Source organism: Frankia sp. R43 (assembly GCF_001306465.1).
Lineage (GTDB): Bacteria > Actinomycetota > Actinomycetes > Frankiales > Frankiaceae > Parafrankia > Parafrankia irregularis.
In genome coordinates this window covers 195065-213193 of record NZ_LFCW01000008.1, presented here as the reverse complement: position 1 = coordinate 213193, position 18129 = coordinate 195065, and the positions used below count along the sequence as shown (strand labels likewise).

11 protein-coding genes and 1 pseudogene are annotated in these 18129 nt (G+C 70.0%); 9 read left to right on the top strand and 3 right to left on the bottom strand.

What is annotated here, in order from left to right; genetic code table 11:
* Positions 1-26 precede the first annotated feature (26 nt).
* From ACG83_RS30980 to ACG83_RS30950, 7 genes are all read left to right on the top strand, one after another.
* Positions 27-2147 carry a hypothetical protein gene (locus ACG83_RS30980; protein ID WP_054569801.1) on the top strand — a complete coding sequence of 707 codons (2121 nt, stop codon included), beginning with the start codon at positions 27-29 and terminating at the stop codon, positions 2145-2147.
* On the top strand, positions 2122-2568 hold the full coding sequence (locus tag ACG83_RS30975; RefSeq protein WP_152991574.1) for a hypothetical protein: 447 nt from the start codon (positions 2122-2124) through the stop codon (positions 2566-2568). Before ACG83_RS30980 ends, ACG83_RS30975 begins: the two co-directional genes overlap by 26 nt.
* The gene (locus ACG83_RS30970) at positions 2561-3874 is read left to right on the top strand and encodes a hypothetical protein (protein WP_054569799.1); all 1314 of its coding nucleotides are present in this window, start codon (positions 2561-2563) and stop codon (positions 3872-3874) included. Before ACG83_RS30975 ends, ACG83_RS30970 begins: the two co-directional genes overlap by 8 nt.
* Positions 3875-3882: 8 nt before the next feature.
* Positions 3883-4491 carry a hypothetical protein gene (locus ACG83_RS30965; RefSeq protein WP_054569798.1) on the top strand — a complete coding sequence of 203 codons (609 nt, stop codon included), beginning with the start codon at positions 3883-3885 and terminating at the stop codon, positions 4489-4491.
* A gap of 14 nt (positions 4492-4505) precedes the next feature.
* Complete coding sequence (locus tag ACG83_RS30960) at positions 4506-5792, top strand: hypothetical protein (RefSeq protein WP_054569797.1); 1287 nt, start codon at positions 4506-4508, stop codon at positions 5790-5792.
* Positions 5793-5798: 6 nt separating this feature from the next.
* A complete protein-coding gene (locus tag ACG83_RS30955; RefSeq protein WP_054569796.1) occupies positions 5799-10163 on the top strand; it encodes a peptidoglycan-binding protein in 4365 nt (1454 codons plus the stop codon).
* 695 nt (positions 10164-10858) lie between these two features.
* Positions 10859-12172 (top strand): ABC transporter substrate-binding protein, encoded by a 1314-nt coding sequence (locus tag ACG83_RS30950; protein WP_235498306.1) that lies wholly within the window; start codon positions 10859-10861, stop codon positions 12170-12172.
* Between the two features lie 113 nt (positions 12173-12285).
* On the opposite strand, the gene ACG83_RS47145 is transcribed toward ACG83_RS30950, so the two are convergent.
* Together ACG83_RS47145 and ACG83_RS48145 are read right to left on the bottom strand one after the other, a co-directional pair.
* Positions 12286-13677 (bottom strand): bifunctional diguanylate cyclase/phosphodiesterase, encoded by a 1392-nt coding sequence (locus tag ACG83_RS47145; RefSeq protein WP_235498305.1) that lies wholly within the window; start codon positions 13675-13677, stop codon positions 12286-12288.
* 795 nt (positions 13678-14472) lie between these two features.
* Positions 14473-14730, bottom strand: a pseudogene (locus ACG83_RS48145) (PAS domain-containing protein); the annotation flags it as partial.
* Positions 14731-15059: 329 nt separating this feature from the next.
* On the opposite strand from ACG83_RS48145, the gene ACG83_RS47670 reads away from it, so the two are divergent.
* Positions 15060-15185: a hypothetical protein gene (locus ACG83_RS47670; RefSeq protein ID WP_255354789.1), complete on the top strand. Its 126-nt coding sequence runs from the start codon at positions 15060-15062 to the stop codon at positions 15183-15185.
* A 663-nt stretch (positions 15186-15848) separates the two neighbouring features.
* Positions 15849-17165 carry an ABC transporter substrate-binding protein gene (locus ACG83_RS30940; RefSeq protein ID WP_054569793.1) on the top strand — a complete coding sequence of 439 codons (1317 nt, stop codon included), beginning with the start codon at positions 15849-15851 and terminating at the stop codon, positions 17163-17165.
* Between the two features lie 25 nt (positions 17166-17190).
* On the opposite strand, the gene ACG83_RS30935 is transcribed toward ACG83_RS30940, so the two are convergent.
* Positions 17191-18072, bottom strand: a complete 882-nt coding sequence (locus ACG83_RS30935; protein WP_054569792.1) for a LysR family transcriptional regulator — start codon at positions 18070-18072, stop codon at positions 17191-17193.
* Positions 18073-18129: the final 57 nt, after the last annotated feature.

Here is an 18129-nt window from a genome sequence, read left to right as displayed (position 1 = left end):
GTGTCTGAGCACGATAGGAGCGGGCCATGACCTTCTTCTCGACGCAGGCCGAAGAACACCTGGCCGCGGCAGACGGTGGCGGCGAGCATGCGGCGGCGTACGGGGAAGGCTCCTACGGGACGGCGTCCTACGAAGCCGCCTATGGCGAGGGCCGCAATGAGGAAGCGGCCTTCGCGGAAGGCGCATACGAGTCGCCGTTCCTGGAGACCGCCGCGCTCGGCTTCACACCTGACGCGACCGGCGAGTCGTTCGCCGAGGCGCCGGCCGCGGTGCTGTCGCCTTTTCTGCGCGAGAGCTGGACCAGCGGGGAAGCTGAGGGCGACCGTGCTGTCGCCGAGGCCGAGGCACTGCTCGAGGCGATCCGCGACGAGCAGTTCGACGAAGCCCTTGCCGATCTCGTCGACGAGGCCGCCGCCGTCCACCTCACCGGGGAGTCGGCCTGGGCGGGGCACGAGGCGCAGGAGGGGGTCGCGAGTGAGCTGGAGGCCTGGCTTGCCCCCTTGGGCACCGAGACCGAACAGTTGCTGGATCAGATGGGCGAGCGGCTTGCCCAGGAAGATCTGCCTGCCCTGCGGGAGGGCGAGTTGGAGGCATTGCTCGAGTCGTTCGCCCCTGCTCCGGGCGCGATGGCGCCCGCTTTTGAGGGATTTATCCGCGGGATGCTGCGTAAGGCCGGCAAGGTCGTCAGGAGCGCGGTCTCCCTCGCCGGAAAAGGGCTTTCGGCGCTCAGCAAGCTCCCGCCGGTTCGCTTTCTGCTCGACAAGCTCAAGGGTCTGTCCCGGCAGCTGCTTTCCAACGTGCTCAAGCTCGGCATGGGGCGGCTGCCCTCCGCGGTGCGTCCCATCGCGCGGCGCCTGGCCAGCCGGCTTACCGGCGAGGCCACCTTGTTCGAGTCGGCCCAGGAATCCGCCGCCGCGGCCGAGGAGGAGGCTCCCGCGACCGCCCCGGAAGCCGAGCTGCTGGCGGAACAGTTCGACCAGCAGCTCGTGGACGAGGTCATCGCCGCCACGGGGACCGAGGCGGGAACCTATGGCGAGGCCTATGGCGAAAACTACGGCGCGGAAACCTATGGCGAGGGCTACCGGACGGAGTCCTGGGCCGCTGAGCAGGAGGCACGCGACCCGCTCGGCGAGCTCGACGCCGCGCGTGCCCGCCTCACCGAGCAGCTCGCGGCCCTGCCTGCCGGCGGCGACCCGGAACCCGCGATCCAGCAGTTCGTCCCCGCGGTGCTTGCCCTGCGACCGGTCCTGCGCCTGGGCTTCTCCCTCATGGGGCGGGACAAGGTCATCCGGTTCCTCGCGAAGCATCTGGCTCGCCTGGTCCAGAGGATGATCGGTCCGCAGGCCGCGAACGTGGTCGCCGGCCCGATCGTCAACGCCGGCATGGGCCTGCTCGGGCTGGAGGCGGAGGAGCCGCGCCAACTCGCCGCCGAAGCCCTCACGAGCGCCGTCGAGGAGACGGTCAGTCACGTGGCGTCCCTGGCACCCGACGTGTTCGAGGACCCACTGCGCCTTGAGGCAGAAAGTGGCCAGGCGTTCGCCGAGGCGGTCGCCAGGTCGATGCCGGACGAGGTGCTGCGCCCCGACCTGCCCGAGCGGGAGACGGCGGGGCAGGGCGGGAGCTGGGTGCACATGCCACGCACGGCCCGCCGGCGGTACCGCAGGTACACCCTCGCCTACGACGTCGAGATCACCCTGCACGTCGCCCGCCAGATTCCGGTGTTCCATGGCCGCACCCTGGCCGATGCCCTGCGCGAGCGCGGTGTTCGCCAGTGGCCCGCCAGGGTGCGGGTGCATCTCTACGAGACGGTGCCGGGCACCAGGCTCGGGCATATCGCGGCGACGGACCGGGCGATGACGGCGGCCGCGATGCCCGGGGTGCGGGGCGCCGGCGCGTGGTCGCGGCTGCACCCACTGACGCCCGCCGCCGCGGGGATGATGCTGGGTGAGCCGGGCCTCGGCCGGCCGGTACCCCGGTCGGCGATCGGCAGCCCGCGCCGCCTCGCCGTGGGGCAGCGTCTCTTCTATGCCGAGAGCGCCGACGGTCAGCAGGAGCTGGTCAGCACGTCGGGTGCGCCGGTCGGGGTCGCTTGTGCTGCGGGCCGGCCGGCCGGAGGTACGTGTGGCGCTGCGGCTGACCGAGCGTGAGGCACAGGAGCTGTCCGAGGCGCTCGGCCGCCCCGAGCTTCGGGCCTCCTCGGTGATCGGGCTGATCCGAAGCCGGCGCGCGGGGACGGTGGCCGTGTTGACCCGCTCGCTTGCCCGTCGCGCCGGCCTCCCCGCGACGTCGACCACGGCTGGGGCGCTCGCCGGAGCCCTCGTCCAGCAGCTCGACGCCGCGGTGAGCCGCTACCTGGGCCAGGGCGGGGCGGCCGAGGTGCGCACCGCCGCGCAGCACCGTGCGCAGGGCGTCACCCTCGTCGTCCGGCTCCTTCCCGAAGGTGACCTACCCGACCTGCTGCGCCGGCTGCCGACATCGCGCCCAGCGGGGACCGAGCTCGCGGCGGCAGTCGCGGGGGCGGCCGCCAACGCCCAGGTTTCCGTGCGGCCTGGCTGGCGGCATGTCTGACGTCCTCAATGTGGACGGCCTGTCGTCCAGGTTGGCGCCACTCGAGGCGCAGGCGGCGCTGCGTCACCAGCTCGCCCGCCAGGTCGCGCACTGGCGCGCCGCCACGGTTGCGCTCGGTGACCTGGAGGCCTTCGCCGCACCGGCGGCCTGGGCCGGCGTCGAACACTACCTCAGCCGCGAGCTGCGTCGGCACCTCACCGGGGTGGTGGCCGCGCTGCGAGCGCGCGGCGATCATCTCGCGGCCCAGGTCGCCTCCGGGTCGGGCGAGGACCTTGCCACGGTCCAGCGCGAGCTGGTCGCCTACCGCCGGCGCTACCTGCAGGTCGAGACCGTGCTCGAGTTCTTCGGCGACGCGGTGAACCATCGCGCGACGCCCCGGCTCGGGGCCCTGCTGCGAGGGCTCGACATGCTCGCGGCCGACAGCCTGCTGCCGGTGCTGGGCCCGCTCGGCCATGCGGCGCCGCCGGTCCTCACCTACGTGGACAAGGGCCTTGGCGCGTCCATCCTGCGTGCCCGGGTGCGGTTGTGGGACGGCGGCTCGCTCTCGCCGGCGGCGGCCATCAAGGTCACCCGCCACAACCTGCTGCGCCCGACCGCGCTCATCCACGAGACGGGGCACCAGGTCGCCCACCTGACCGGCTGGAACGCCGAGCTGGCCGGCGTTCTGCGGGCGGTGGCCGGCCCCGCGGGCAGCCCCGCCTCCCTGGCCTGGTCCAGCTGGGCGTCGGAGGTCGCCGCCGACGTACATGCCTTCGCCCTCGTCGGGTACGGCGCCGTCGCGGCGCTGCACGACGTCGTCGCCGGCGAGCGCGAGAGCGTCTATCGCATCCTGCCCGGGGACCCGCATCCCGCCGCGTGGCTGCGGGTGCTGTTCAACGTGGAGCTGTGCCGGCTGTGGTTCGGTGCCGGGCCGTGGGACGAGCTGGGCGCCGCCTGGGTCGCCACGCACCCGCTTGAGCGCGGCACGCCCGAGCTGCGTGTGGTGGCGCGAGACACGCTGCCGCGCCTGAGCGCGCTCGCGGCGGCCTGCACGCGGCGTCCGATGCGCTCGTTCGACGGACGCGCCCTCGCGGCGCTCGCCGACCCGACCCGGGTGTCACCCACGGAGCTGGAGCGGCTGGCGGCCAGGGCCGGAGATTCCCTGTGGACCTCGACGCACCTGCAGCGCCACGAGTCGCTGCGCATTCTGGCCTGGACCTCGTTGCGGGCCGCCCTCGACCTCGCGGACGCGCCACGGGTGGCCGCCCGCTTCGAGGACTGGCTCCTGCGCGCCGGTGACGGACCGGCGACCCTGCCATCCATCTAGGAGGAGCCGTGCAACCACCCCAGTCCCGCGGCAAGGGCGGCGGCGACGAGCCCGCCAGCCTCGAAGCACTCGTACGGGCGCAGATCGAGCAGACGGCCAGGCTCACCGCGCTTGTCGAGCGGCTCGTGACCAGCCAGGCGTCCACTGACGGCCAGCATCTGGTGAAGGAGTTCGCCGAGGTCGTGCGGACGGCCAACGCGCGGCGCGGCGAGGAGTCGACGGCCCTTGCCGCCGCGGTGTCGCAGCTGGCACCCGCGCGTCTGACCGAGGAGCAGCTCGGTCTGCTGGCCGACTACGAGGTCCTGCGCACCGAGCTTGGCCGCACACAGGCGAACGGCCTGGTCGGGCTGGCCTGGCAACCGCCGGGCACGCTGCGCGTCACGGGCACGGGGCTGCCGTCGTCGATCACTGTCGTGGTCAATGGCAAGGTCCACGACGCCGAAGTCGTCTCCGTCGATGTTCACGGCGAAGTCAAGGTGACCGTGCTGGCCGTCTCCGACCTCCGGCTGCCGGCCCATCGACGGTTCGAGGTCGAGATTCGCAGCGGAGACCGGCCGGTCCGCCGAGGCGTGCTCGTCGTCCCCGCGTCCAACGCGCGCTCCCGACCCTCCGCCTGATCCAGGAGCCCACCATGTTTCGCACGCTCGGCCGACTCATCGCCACCGGCGGCGCGCTGACGCCGGGTGTTCCGCCCTCCGACGCCGTCTTCCTCATTCACCCCTGGCAGCTGAGCCGGTGGCTCGAGGAGGTCTGGGCCAACGGCGGGTCGATCGCGGCGGGCCTGGACGCCTTCGTCGGCGACCCGGCGATCATCAGCGCGCTGGCGCTGCCGCCGCAGCTGCGCGGCGACAGCCTGCGTTCCGGCATTCCCGCCAATGGCGCGCCCGGCACCTTCGCCGCCCCGCCGGCACCTGGCGTCACGCAGCGCCTGCTCTGGCCCCACCTCAGCTACGCCTACCTGGTGGAGAGCACGCGGATCTTCGAGATCTTCGCGCTGGTGATGGAGCGCTATCTGCATGGCGAGAGCCTTGAGGTCCCGAGCATCGAGGGCCAGCAGTGGCTGCGCACGACGGAGGAGCTGTTCTTCCGAGATCCGCCACAGTTCCACATCGGAGGGATCACCAGCTCACTGCGACCGGACCTGCGGCGGTCCAGGCAGGAGGCGTACTGGCGCCTGCTGGGGCTCCCGCTGCACGCCGGCACCCCGCACCAGGCGCGCTTTCCGGCCGACCTGGCCGCGAATGTGGAGTTCACGACGTGGTTCGAACGGCTGCTCACCGAGGTGTGGCGGGGCATCGAGAACTCGCGCAACACCAGCGGTGCGAACGCCACGGACCCCGAGGCGATAGCAAGCCTCGCGAAGGCCCTGGCCGACATGCTCACGCTGCGCCGGCGCAACGGCAACCTCGCCCGCGAGGAGTTCTGGCATGTCGCCACGATGAGCTGGTTCCACCTCACGGTGGAGAGCAACACCCCCATCGTCCGGGATCTCAAGGCCACCGCGAGCAGCATCACCGGACGCGTGGACAAGATCGCGGAACGGGTGGGCCTGCCGGCGAGCAGCGCTTCACGCAGCTTCTTCGAGCTGGCCGAGCCGGTGTCGACCTTGTTGCGCTTCGTCGAAGCGCGCCGCTTCGACGACCCGGCCGGCGCGGCGACCCTCTATGCCGACGTACCTGGCAACACCCTGCGTGAGGACCTCATGACGATCATCACGCACTGGTCGCTGGCCACCGGGCGCAACCTGAAAGCGTTGCCGACCGATGTACGCCCGTGGGTGAGGCCGGCCGGCGGCGGCGCGGCAGCCCGACCCGCCACGGCCTCGCGAGCGCGAGGTACGGGGTCACCCGGCGTCAACGCACGTCCGTTCGCGGCGCCTCGTCCCCAGGCCGAGTCCGTCAACGGCCTGCACGGCTGAGCAGCCGTGGCGTCTCCGGTGCTCGTCGCGGTCGATGACGGGACCGTCTACCGCTTCACGGACGACCGCTGCTGGCGTTACGACGTGACCTCCTCCGCCGTACTGCCCGGCTACCCGCGCCGGACGGCCGAGGAGTTCCCGGGCAGCGGCCACGGCCGGGTCGACGCCGGCTTCTGCGGCGGCGACGGAATCCTGGTGCTCCTGCGTGGAGCCAGGATCGTGCGGGTCGACTGGCGCCGGCGCCGCACGCTGCTGGGGTACCCGCAGGCCGCCGCGGGGGTCTGGCCCGGTCTGCCGTGGCCCCGCCACACCGCCGCGGCCTGGTGGCGGGAGGACACGGCGTACCTGTTCGGCGGCGACCGCTACGTCAGCGTGCGGCCGACCGGCTCCGCGCCGCGTCCCGGCTTCCCACGCCCGGTCGCCGGCAACTGGCGCGGCGTCCCGTTCGATGCCGTCGACGGCGTGGTCGCACTGCCCGACGGGCGGTCGTCGGTCGTATGCCACGACGGTCTGGGCATCATCTTCGACCGCGAGGCGGACCGCGCGTCGGGACTGGTGCGGCCACTCGGCGAGCTCTTCCCAGGCCTGTCGGAGACTCCCGGCCTGTCGGAGACTGTCGGCCTGCTCGAGACGCCCGGCCCGCCGGCCGCGCCGCCGTCGCCCGGGCCGTTCGCGTCACTCGTTCACGAGTTGGCGGCGGGGACGGCATGTCCGCCACCCCCGGTCGACAGCGACCTGGCCCTCGTCCGTGCGGGATCGCTGCGGCTCGCGGCACCTGGCACCGATGAGCGGGCGGGTCGGGTCCGTTCCGACGGCGCCGCCGTTCGCTGGGTGCAGCAGGCGCTCGTCGCGCAGGGCTACCTGCTGCCGCGGCACGGCGCCGATGGCCGATTCGGCGCGGAGACCGGTGCCGCTGTCGCGCGGTACAAGCGCGCCCGGCGCATCAACCCCGCCGACCCGGTGGTCGGACCCGTCACGCTGAGGGCCCTTGAGCAGGCCTGCCGGCCACTCCCGCCCGGGCCTGTTCCACCGCCGCCGCGCCCTGTTCCGCCGCGGCCCGCTCCACCGGTGCCTGTGCCTCCGAGCCCCGTGCCACCATCGCCTCCGCCCGGGCCGGTGCCGCCGGTGCCGCCGGGTCCGCCTGGGCCACCCGGCGTGCAGCCGGACTGGCTGTCGTTGCTTCCGAGGGCCGTGGGCCGGGACGGTCGCAGCGGATCGCTCACCGACGTCGCTCCGCTACCTGGCCAGGTGCCGCTGGGCACGCGGGCGGAGATCTCGCTGATCTACGTCGACCCCGTGGCCGCGGCTGCCAGCCCAGTCACCGATCCCGCCGTGCGGGCCCGATGCGTCGCCATCGAAGCGGCCCGTGACGGCGTGGGCGGCGTCGTGTTCACCACCGTGCCGACCGCGCCGCAGCCCGGAGGGTCGTACCTCATGCGCGGCTACCGCTATGTCGGACCGACCAGGCGGCTCGTCACCACGCTGACGGCAGCGGAGGCCGTGCGGGTCACCGGTGCTCGGCTCGACCCGGACCAGACGCCACAGCAACTGCTGGAGGCCCAGCTCGACCTCTGGCATGACCTCAGCACGAACGAGGGTGACGCGACGGCGATCAATGCCTACGACAGCGCCAACCTCACCTGGGGTGGTGGCTTCGCCGCGGCCGGCCAGCTCCAGACGTTGCTGCTCACGCTGATGAGCCGCTCGCACGATGCCCGTTCGCTGCTGCACGGCGCGGGCGTCTCGGTGGAGCGGATCTCGCGGCGCGTTGCCGGGAAGGACGGCGCGCTCACGACGGTGACGAGCGCGGAGTTCGTCGCCGTGGACAGCCAGCGGGGCTGGGTGCTTGTCGCCGACGATGCCGAGCGCCTGATCCGCTGCGACCGGCGGCTGCTCTCGCTGCTCGTGCGCATCGCCGAGGGGTCCGTGCCCGCGGCCCTGTTCCTGGGCGCGGGTGACGTGCGCGCGCGTAACGCCGCCTTGGTGGCGGCGACCCTGGACGCGCAGTTCCTCCAGCTGATCAACGGTTCCGGGCGGATCGGAGCCTTCGCCCTGAGGCCGCCGTGGACGCGTGGGCTGCGCGCCGCCGTCGCCCACAACCTGCACTACGGAGGCCTCACTGCTGGCTGGCCGGATTTCGCCGCCACCGGCGGAGACCCGGTGGAGGTCGTGCGTCTCATCGCCTGGCGCGTCCCGTCATGCAGTGCGCTGCTCGCGTCGTCCGAGCTCCGGTTCGGCCATCCGTTCGGGCACCGGGCACTCGCCGACGCGGCGGCGAGCTTTCCCGTCGGGGTCGCGGTGTGCGACCACACCGCCCGGGCTATCCGCATCGGTGGAAAGACCCGTGTGGTCGACCGGGCGGGCGCGCCGACCCAGCGCGAGGGCGAACAGCCGGAGCGTGAGTCCGGCTCGTCGGGGAGCGGCGGCACACCACCGACGGACGCGCTGCGCAGCGGGCTGCTGCGCGGTGACCCGACGCTCGGCGACGTCGCCAACGGGAGGCTGCGCCTGGCGGCACCCGGCACCCGGCCCTTCCCCGCGCCGGTGCTCAGCACGGGGCCCGCCGTCGCGAAGGTCCAGCAGGCGCTGGTCCTGTTGGGGTTCCTGACGCCCGCCGGTGCCGCCGACGGCAGGTATGGCCCGCGCACCGGGGCCGCGGTCGCCCACTACAAGAGCACGCGCGTCATCACGCCCAGCGACCCGGTGGTCGGGCCCCTCACCATCGCGGCGCTCGACCGGGACCTCGTCGCCCAGGCGCCGCCGTCTCCGCCGTCTCCGCCGTCGCCCCCCACCCCGCCGCAACCGGGGCGTGAAAAGGACCTCACCGTTCTGGAACGGCGTTACTTCCCCGTCGGTGGCACCGATGCCGCGCCGTTCTCCCGGGCCAGTTCTGTAACACCGCTCGTCGACGGGTCGGAGTTCTTTCCCGCGCTGCTCGGCCAGGCACGTGACCTCCTGAGCAACGGCGGCAAGGGCGACGCGTGGTACCTCGCGGGCTGGCGCGTCGAGGACGAGCTGCGCCTGGACCCGCGAAGCGGCGACACTCTGGCCAGCCTGCTCGACCGGGTCGCGCGCAGAGGCGTCGACGTACGCGTCATCGCGTGGGCGAGCGACGCGCTGCTAAACGTCGACAGGCTGCCCAGGCCACTGCGGGAAGGGGTGAAGCGCGTTGCGGGCGGCTTCATCCGCATCGTGCACGACAACGTGGCCGCGATGGACCGTCTGCGTGCGCGTCCGTCGCTCGCGGGCCGCTGCCTTCTGGACTGGTCCGGCAACCTCGCCAGCAGCCATCACCAGAAAATCAACCTCTTTGTCCGGCGGGGCGACCTGACAGCGTTCGTGAGCGGTATGGACCTGGAACACCAGCGGATCGACGACCGCCGGCATGCCGGTCAGCTGGGCTGGCATGACGCCGCGGTCCGGCTGACCGGGGAGGCGGCCGGCCGGGTGCACGAGACGTTCCGGACTCGATGGTTTGAGGCGCGCACGCTGAACCCGCGCACGTTCCGGATCGGCTCCGGCCCCGCTCGGCCCTACAACCCGCCGGGGATCGTCATGCCGGATCCCCCGGCCCGCACCGGCCTCGCTCCGGTGAGCGTCGACACCAGCGTCTCCGTCGTTCGTTCCGTGCCGGACTCCAAGGAGTTCGAGCTGTTCGTCAACCGCCGCTGGGATCGGTGGCCGCGCGGCGGCGTGCACGAGGTGCGTCGCACGCTCTCACAGGCGCTGCGTGCCGCCCGCCGGTTCGTCTACGTCGAGGATCAGGGCTTCGACGCAGTCGATCACCTTTTTCCGCTGGTGCGGCAGGCCTGCGACCGGGGAGTCAAGGTCATCGCGCTGGTTCCCGGGAGAAAGGACGAGCACGGGAACCCTGTGGGCAACATCGCGCTCACGGACAAGGTGCAGAAGCTGGTGGCCGACATCAGGCCAGCCAATCGGACGAACCTTGCAGTGTGGCGGCTCGAGGACACCATCGTGCACAGCAAGCTGGTGATTGTCGACGATGAGTTCTACCTGCTGGGCTCCGCCAACTTCATGGACCGCTCCATGGGCCAGTCGGGCTTGAACAACCTCGAAGGTGACGACAGCGAGTGCTCGGCCGCGGTGGTCAGCCTCGTCCAGGCGCGCGCCCTGCGGACGGACCTCTGGGCGGAGCACCTGCGGGTGCGGGAGAACCCGGCGGCGGTCCGCGAGATCGAGGACCTGGACCGTGTGATCGGCTTCTGGCGGCCCGGTTGGGGTGGCACCCCCGGCTTTCCCCACGGGAAGACGCCGCTGCGCTTCGTCGGGCCGCTGCCCGGCACTCGGGGGACGCCCTTGCCGCGGCCTGCCGCCGTCGGCGCCACCACCACCGCCGAGGCCTTGGTGTAACCGCGCTGACCCGGCGAACCAGGCGGACAGGCAGGCCGTTGACTGGACACTGTATCTACCCTATGGTCGCCCCACCGGCTCAGAGGTCGAGGGGAGAAGGTGCAGGTGGTGGGCGTGTCCGGCCCGGTCGTCCGGCCGGCGTTGCTCGGAGGCCGGCCCTGTCAGTGCCGGCCGTCCAACCGAATCCCGGCACGGGGAATGTTGATGAATCTTTCGAAAAGGGTCCTCGATCTCGGCCCACTGCTACGGTCCTCCGAGCGGAAGGCCGCTTCAACATGGCTCAGCGATACGTGAAGCGGTGCAGGTCGTCGCCGCCTGCGACCCACGGGCGTCAGCGCGCGACCCGAGGGGCGAGCGTTGATTCCACGGTGATCTGCCCCAGCTGGGACGCGGCGGTTCGACGCCCTCCTCGGTTCTCCGCCGACGGTCGGGTCCAACTCGGCCTGAACGGCACGGTCTGGCACCGCCGGTCATCCTGAACGAGTGGCGCGCTCGCCGCGGCAGCTCGCCGACTCGATGTCGCCGAAGCCGATCCGGTCGGATCTACTAAAATATCCAATATCCAATTTCAGCTAGCCCACTTGAGTGGGTGGGGCCGCCCGGGAGTCACACAGCCACGTGGCGCCCCGGCGGAGCGTTCGCACATTCCGCCACGCGTCACCACGGGGGCCGTGGCACCTGCGAGGGAGTATCCGATGGGTGTCTCACGATTAGTCGTCATGCTCGCGGCGGCGAAGGAGCTTCGGGCTGGAAGCCGTCGACGCTCATCTCCCTGGCGGCGCAAGGCGGTGACGTCCGCCGTGGCGGTCGGGCTGCTCGCCGGTTGTTCCGCCGGCAAGGGGGACGCTGGTCGGGTCGCGAGCTGCGACGCTCCCGGAGTGACTCCGGAATCGATCAAGGTCGGCCTGATCTATCCGGACACCGGAGGACTCGCGGATGCGTTCAGGCCGGCACGCAGCGCTGTCGAGGCCCGAATCGGTCTCGCCAACGCGACCGGCGGTGTGAACGGCCGTGAGATCGAGCTCGTCGCGGGTGATGACTCGGACACGCCAAGCGTCAATGCCGGGGTCGCGAAAGATCTCGTCGAGCAGAAGAGGGTCTTCGGGCTCGTCCAGCTGAGCGCGGCGGTCTCCGGGTCCGCGGACTACCTCGACCAGGCAGGTGTTCCGGTGACAGGGCTGACGGCCGAGTCGCTGTGGAACGACCACGACAACATGTTCTCGTTCTCCTACGTCTCGGCCAAGGGTGCGGCAGTAACCACCTTCGGCCGGTATGCGAGAGCACAGGGCGGTACCAGGGCTGTCGTACTTCAGCAAGAAGATCCTGGAAGCTCGACGGAGATCGCCGACCAGCTGATAGTCAGCCTCGGCAGCCAGTACATCGAAACCGTCGGACGTGTTGGTTTCACGACTGGAATCAGTAGCGCCACGCGTACCGCTGACCAGATTATCGCGAGCAAGGCCGATATCATCGTCTCCACCGTGTCGATGGATAGTCTCGCCGAAGTCCTGGAAGCGGTCCGCGTGCGTGGCGGCAAGCCGAGAGTCATCATCAGCCCCACCGGCTACAATGCTCGGCTGCTGCAGGAGAAGGGGGCGGCACTCGCCGGCCTGTCCATCTGGCTCAACTACACCCCCTTCGAGTCACGGTCACCTGCCATCGGCCAGTACGAGAATGCGATGGCCCTGTACGGGCCCGGCCTGGAAACTCCTGACCAGGAGGTCGCCGTCGCCTCCTACATCAGCGCCGATCTTTTTCTCCGCGGCCTGCAGGCCGCGGGTCCCTGCCCGACCCGGGAGTCCTTCATCACCAATCTGCGCGCAGTCAAGGACTACGACGCAGGCGGCCTCGTCCCCGGAACGATCGACCTGTCTACCAATCGGGGCAGTGTCAGCACCTGCTATGCGTTCGTTCGCGTCAACGCCAATGCCACCGGCTTCGACGTCATGCACGACGGTGATGGATCGAGTCAGTGGTGCGGCACCCGTCTGCAGCCGACGGGGCGGTAGGCGGAGGGAGACAGACCGGAGTTCGCCTCGCTTGAGCGTGCGTGCGTGCGTGCGAGACAGGCGACGTCCACCGTCATACGGACCCGGGCGGGTCGGGAGAGGCCATGTTGCTTCTACAGCCCCGCGATGGTGTCCAGGTCCGGCAGGCGGTCCTGTGGACAGGCCAGGTAACGGCCCTGCATGAGATCGCAGTGAAGGCGGCCGAGTTCGCTGGCCTGGTCGGAGGCCTCGACACCTTCGGCGATGACGATGAGATCGAGCGCGTGGGCGAGGCGGATGACAGCATCAATGACGGCTCGGTCGGCCCGGTCCGTGGTGAGCCCGGCGACGAGCCGATGGTCGATCTTGACTCCGTCGATCGGGAGGCCGCGCAGGTGGCCTAGGAAGGAGTTCCCGAAGCCAAAGTCGTCCAGGTACACCCGGACCCCGAGATCTCGGAGGGAGTGCAGAGTCGCCACCGTGGATGGGAGGTATCGGATAAGTGATTCCTCGGTGATCTCCAGGCACAGCTGGAAGCGGCGTTCTGCATTGGTGGCGGCGAGGACCGAGGAGACGTCATCCAATAGCCGCCTGTCGGCGAGTTGAGCCGGTGAGACCTTGACCGCGATCCGTGGCCTGGGTGCGCCCGGCGGCACAGGCCGCCACCCGCGGGCCGTGCGGCAGGCGGTCTCCAACGCCCATCGACCGAGTGCCACGATCAGTCCGGTCTCCTCGGCGACCGGAACGAACATGTCCGCGCTGAGCAGACCGCGCCCGGCGTGGCACCAACGGATCAGCACCTCGGCACCGGCGACACGGCCCGTGGTGCTCACCATCGGCTGGTAGAGCAGTTGCAGTTCGCTGCTCCGGGTGTCGAGGGCACGCCGAAGGTCCCTCTCGGTCTCGGCGCGGTGGACAGCCTCGACACGCATGTTCTCGTCGAAAGCCAGGCAGCGGCCGCGGCCCTGCCGCTTGGCGGCATACATCGCAAGGTCCGCCGCGCGCAGCAGCCCGTCGGCGTCCCTCGGCTCCGTGTGGTTGTTCGGCCCTTTGTCGAGCAGAGCGATCCCGACGCTCGCGGTCACAGCGACCGGCTGGCCTGCGAGAGTTCTCGGAACGGCGAGGCCGTTGGTGACACGGTCCGCGATCTCCCGGAGAGAGGCGAGGGTCGGGTCGTCGTCGCACAGGACCGCGAACTCGTCTCCGCACAGCCGAGCGACGAGGTCGCCCTTACCCGCCGTGCCGCGGAGACGCTCGGCGACGTCCCGGAGCAGCTGGTCGCCGGCCTGGTGGCCGAGTGAATCGTTGACGGTCTTGAAGCCATCGAGGTCGATGAACAGCAGGCCGACCCGGCGTCGGCAGCTTCGGGCTCGGTCCACCGCACGGTGCATGGTCTCCAACAGGGCGGTCCTGTTCGGCAGCCCGGTCAACCCGTCGTGCAGTGCCCGGTGGCGTACCTGCTGTTCGATCCGGAACCGCGCGTCCGCGGCGGCGAGGACGGTCGCGACGCCATCCAGAAACGCCATCTCGTGATCAGCGAACGTACCCGGAGAACCACGGACAACCGTGAGGACCGCGTCAGGATCCTCAGAACGGCCTATCGGTGTGCACAACGGTGAACGACGACGGTTCAGGCCGGGCGCGCCTTCATCTTCGGGCTCGTGGGCGGGGCTCGGTGGCGGTGCGGACGAGGCGGACCCGTGGGACGCGGATGCGCCCGCCTCGACTGCAACCACAAGCTCGGGTTCCTCGCTGAGCCGACCCGTTCGCTGCAGCGTCACACGATCCGCGCGGAGGTGCTCGGCGATCACCGTCGCGGCCTGCTGCCAGATCGACGGAGGATTCGGGCTGTCCAGCGCGCGTCGGCCGAGGTCGGCGACAATCGCCTGTTCGGCCGACCGTGCCCGTAGCTGAGCGAGGGCCTCCTCACGATCGGTGACGTCAGTTGTGATTACCGCGACGGACTCCACTGCGCCGTCCATCCCGTGAATCGGGACCGCGCTCTGATCGAACCATCGCCCATCTGCCTCGTAGACCCCCGACGCGCGCTCGCCGGTCAGCGCCAGGCGAATCTGTGCCAGCGCCTCGGGATGGTCCGCGAAGGCCTCGAAGACCGAGCTGCGCCGGGCAAATTCCAGGGTTTGACGATAGTGCCCGGGAATACCTTCACTGAGCAGGCTGCGGCCGGTTCTGTCGATCAACGACAAGATCACCGGCGTGCTCTCCGCCACGAGACGAAGATTTCGGTACGATGCCATCTCCCTGCTTATGTCCTGAAACTGAACGAGAAGGCACCGTTCGGCATCGTCACCCGAAATGACTACACATGTAGCCAGAACGTGGACCAGCGTCCTGTCCGGGCGTACGAACCGTACGTCATCCTGCCAGCTGCCCTCCCCGGAAGTCAGGCATTGCATCGCCTTTGCTACCTGCGCGTCCCGATCGTCCGGATGGATCAGCGTCTCCCACGCGACATCGACGAGCTCGGACTCATCGCGACCAAGGATCCGGCAGGTGGACGGATTCACCCTGCGCACCCGGCCGCTGTCAAGATCGAAGATCGCGAGCCCTATCTCCATCCGGTCGAAAAGGTCCATCCTCAAAGCCCCCTGAATCCCAGGATTCCCGCACATCACCACCGCTCGTCACGCAGTGCCATCGGTTCACTCCGAGGATTTCTCTGATAACGGTACCCCGCTCATCACCGTCCCTGTCGGGTGTCAGGAGTCGGCTTGGGTCGGTGAGCTGGGCTGATGCGACGGTGCGGAAGCCGAGCGCCCTCGCCGCCGCCGGCGCCGCGGTCGCCTGCCTGCCGTGAGCCACCGAGATCGGCCTGGAGCCGATCACACTGCTGGGTGGGATCGGTTAAACCTGGGAGCACGACGCCCACTTCTACTGGCGCCGAGCGATGGTCCTGGAGAACCTGCTGGGCCCGATCGCCGGCTGGGAACACCTGACCGGCGAACCGGTGACACGTACCGCCCGCGATCTCAGCGTCGACCCGTCACACGCGGACGAGGCGTTCCGCGGCTGACCAGGGCTGTCGTCTGTGGCACCCCGCCGCACGCCGGGACACGCGCGGCGCGATCCGTACGGACGTCGACCTGTCCGACATGCTGGACGGGACGCCACGGTCGCGACCGACCTGTTCGAGTGGCGCTGGTCGCGGTTGGAGGGCCACCCTGCCGTCGAGGGCGGGACGGCGGTGTACCCCGCCACGACCCACCTGGCTCGAGGGCGCGGCCGGCAACACGGTCGGCCAGGTCGATGTCTCAGAGGCATGGATCAATGCGATATTGATATTTCCGTTGTCGGTGGTGGTGGGTGGAGACTCGGGCCGCATGAGGTTGGGCCATGAGGACTGCGCGGGGCAGGTGTGGCGCGGGCTTCCCTGCCGACTGCGGTGAGTTCACGATCGTTGGTCACCGCAGCTTCATCGGGTCGCGGGCGCCGGTGCGGTGCGGCCTCAGTCTCCAGCCGCCAGGCCAGTTTGATGACAAACCCGGAAATCTGCCGACACGGTCCGACTGCGCTCCGTCTGTGTCTCTGGAATTGCCGCTCCCGGGCCGTAGCTGATCCGTCGGGCTGAGGGCGATGGGTGTGCGGTCAGCGGTCGGTTTTTCGCTTGGGTGCGGTACACGTGGCCGGCCTGCGTCGTTCCCGTTCCCGGAAATCTGGTCACGAATGAGGAGTGGATATGGCGATAACGAGGCAGTCATCTGACGTTCCGCCTCGGTCACGGGTTCGACGCCGGGCGGCGGGGACCCGTTTAGCGGGCCTGTCGCTCCTGGCCGCGATCCTGTTTTCCGGGGCCGCGTGCGGTAGTTCTGGGAACGACCGGGCGACCGGTGAGAACGACGGTGGCGGCGCGGGCGCGACCGCGCTGCTCGGGCCGTCGGCTGTGGCCCAGGGCGCGCCGGTCCGGATCGGGTTCGTGACCGATGGCAGGAGCGCGGTGGCGGATACGACGGTGGAGGCCGCGGCGGCGAATGCGACTGTGGCGTACGTGAACGAGCACCGTTCCGGGATCGGTGGTCGGCCCATCGAGCTGGTGACGTGCCAGACACTGTCCGACCCGTCCAAGGGCACCGACTGCGGCAACGAGATGATCGAAAAGAACGTTGCCGCCGTCCTCATCGGCAGCTCGACGGTCAACGAAAGCGCCTGGAAGCCGCTGCATGACGCCGGGGTGCCGGTGATGCTGTTCGCCTCGGGCGGTGCTGACCAGTTGGCCGATGCCGAGTCGACCTTTATCCTGAGCGATCCGACTTTCGGGACGATCACGCTTCCCCTGCGGCTGGCCAAGGATCGTCACGCTTCGAAGGTCACGGCCGTCGTGATCGATGTTCCTGCGGCGCTGAACCTGGTCAACAACGTCGCGCCCAAGCTGTTCGAGAAAGCGGGTGTCGGCCTTGAGGTGGTCGCTGTCCCACCGGGCACGGCCGACATGACGCCGCAGATGCAGCGTGTCGCCGACGGCGGCGGCATCGTCTTCATCGTAGGTAACGACTCGTTCTGCATCAGCGCGATGAACGGCCTGCGAGCGGTCGGTTTCGACGGCCAGGTCAGTGCTGTCTCGCAGTGCGTCACCGACGCGACCCGCAAGGCCGTGCCGGGGGATGCGCTCGAAGGGACGGTTATCGCCGCCACGGCGTCCGCTGGTTCCGACAGCCCTTCCAAGAAGCTTTACGACGCCGTCATGGCGACCTACGCGAAGGGCGATTTCGACGACAGCGGAAACAGTGGAATGAACATGTTCACGACGGTCATGGCGTTCCGGACCGGCACCGAAGGTATCACCCGCGACGTCAGCTCGGAATCCCTGATCGCCGCTCTCAGGTCGATGTCGGCGGCCGATCTCACCGGTGTGGACGGCGTGCGGTTCCGCTGTAACGGCAAGGCCTACCCGCAGTCGCCGTCGGTCTGCGTCCGCGGCGGGCTTACCACCACTCTCGACGGCGACGGCCAGCCCGCCGGATACAAGGCACTCGGGGTCACCCCCATCGAGGACTGAACCAGTCTCACCGCCTCGCGTCGGGTCAGGAGCCGGTGCGCAGGTGATCGAGGAAGCCTGCGGTGACAGGGGCCGGCCGCTGTCTCCGGGCATGGACGGCCAGCTTGCGGATCATCGGGGGTGAGATGAGTGGTCGGACGGTGATGTCGGCGAAGGACATGAGGGGAAGGACGAGCTCGGGCATCGCGCTGACGCCCAGCCTGGCGGCGATCATGCCTGCGGCGGTGGCGACGGTGCGGGTTTCCACGAGGGTCGTCGGGCTGATGCCGGCCTGGGAGAAGGCGAGGTCGGTGAGGTGGCGGACGCTGCTGTCGGGGTGCAGGGCGATGAAGGTCTCGTCGGCGAGGTCGGCCCAGGCGAGACGAGACCGGGCGGCGAGGCGGTGCCCGGTCGGGAGGACGGCCAGCACGGGATCCTCTCGTAACGCATGGGTGTCGAGGCTCGGGTGGACGATGGCGGTGTCGGTGAGCGCGAGATCGGCGGTTCCGGACTGGACGTGGTCGAGGACTTCCCGGGTCGTGCCGTCGAGGATGACGAAACGGACGTCAGGGCGGTCGGCCAGGAACCCGGAGATGATCGGCGGTAGCAGGCTCGCCGCGATGGAGGGCAACGCGGCGAGGGTGATCGTGCCGCGTTCACCGGCGCGGTAGGCGGCGAAGCTGTTCATCCCTGTCCTGTAGCCGGCCAGGATGTTCTCGGCGATGTCGAGGAGTTCCCTGCCGTCCGCGGTGAGGGTCACCGATCGGGAGGTTCGGTCGAGCAGGCGTGTGTCCAGGGTTTGTTCGATGTCGCGGACCGTCCGGCTGAGGACCGGCTGGCTCAGGTGCAGGTCGCGGGCGGCCTGGGTGAACGATCCCGACCGGGCCACCCTGGTGAAGATCTCCAGCTGGTGCAGGGTGAGGTCCATGCTTCAAGGGTATGGATCAATGTCAAATTGATATTTCTACTGTCTGGATGGCGCGTG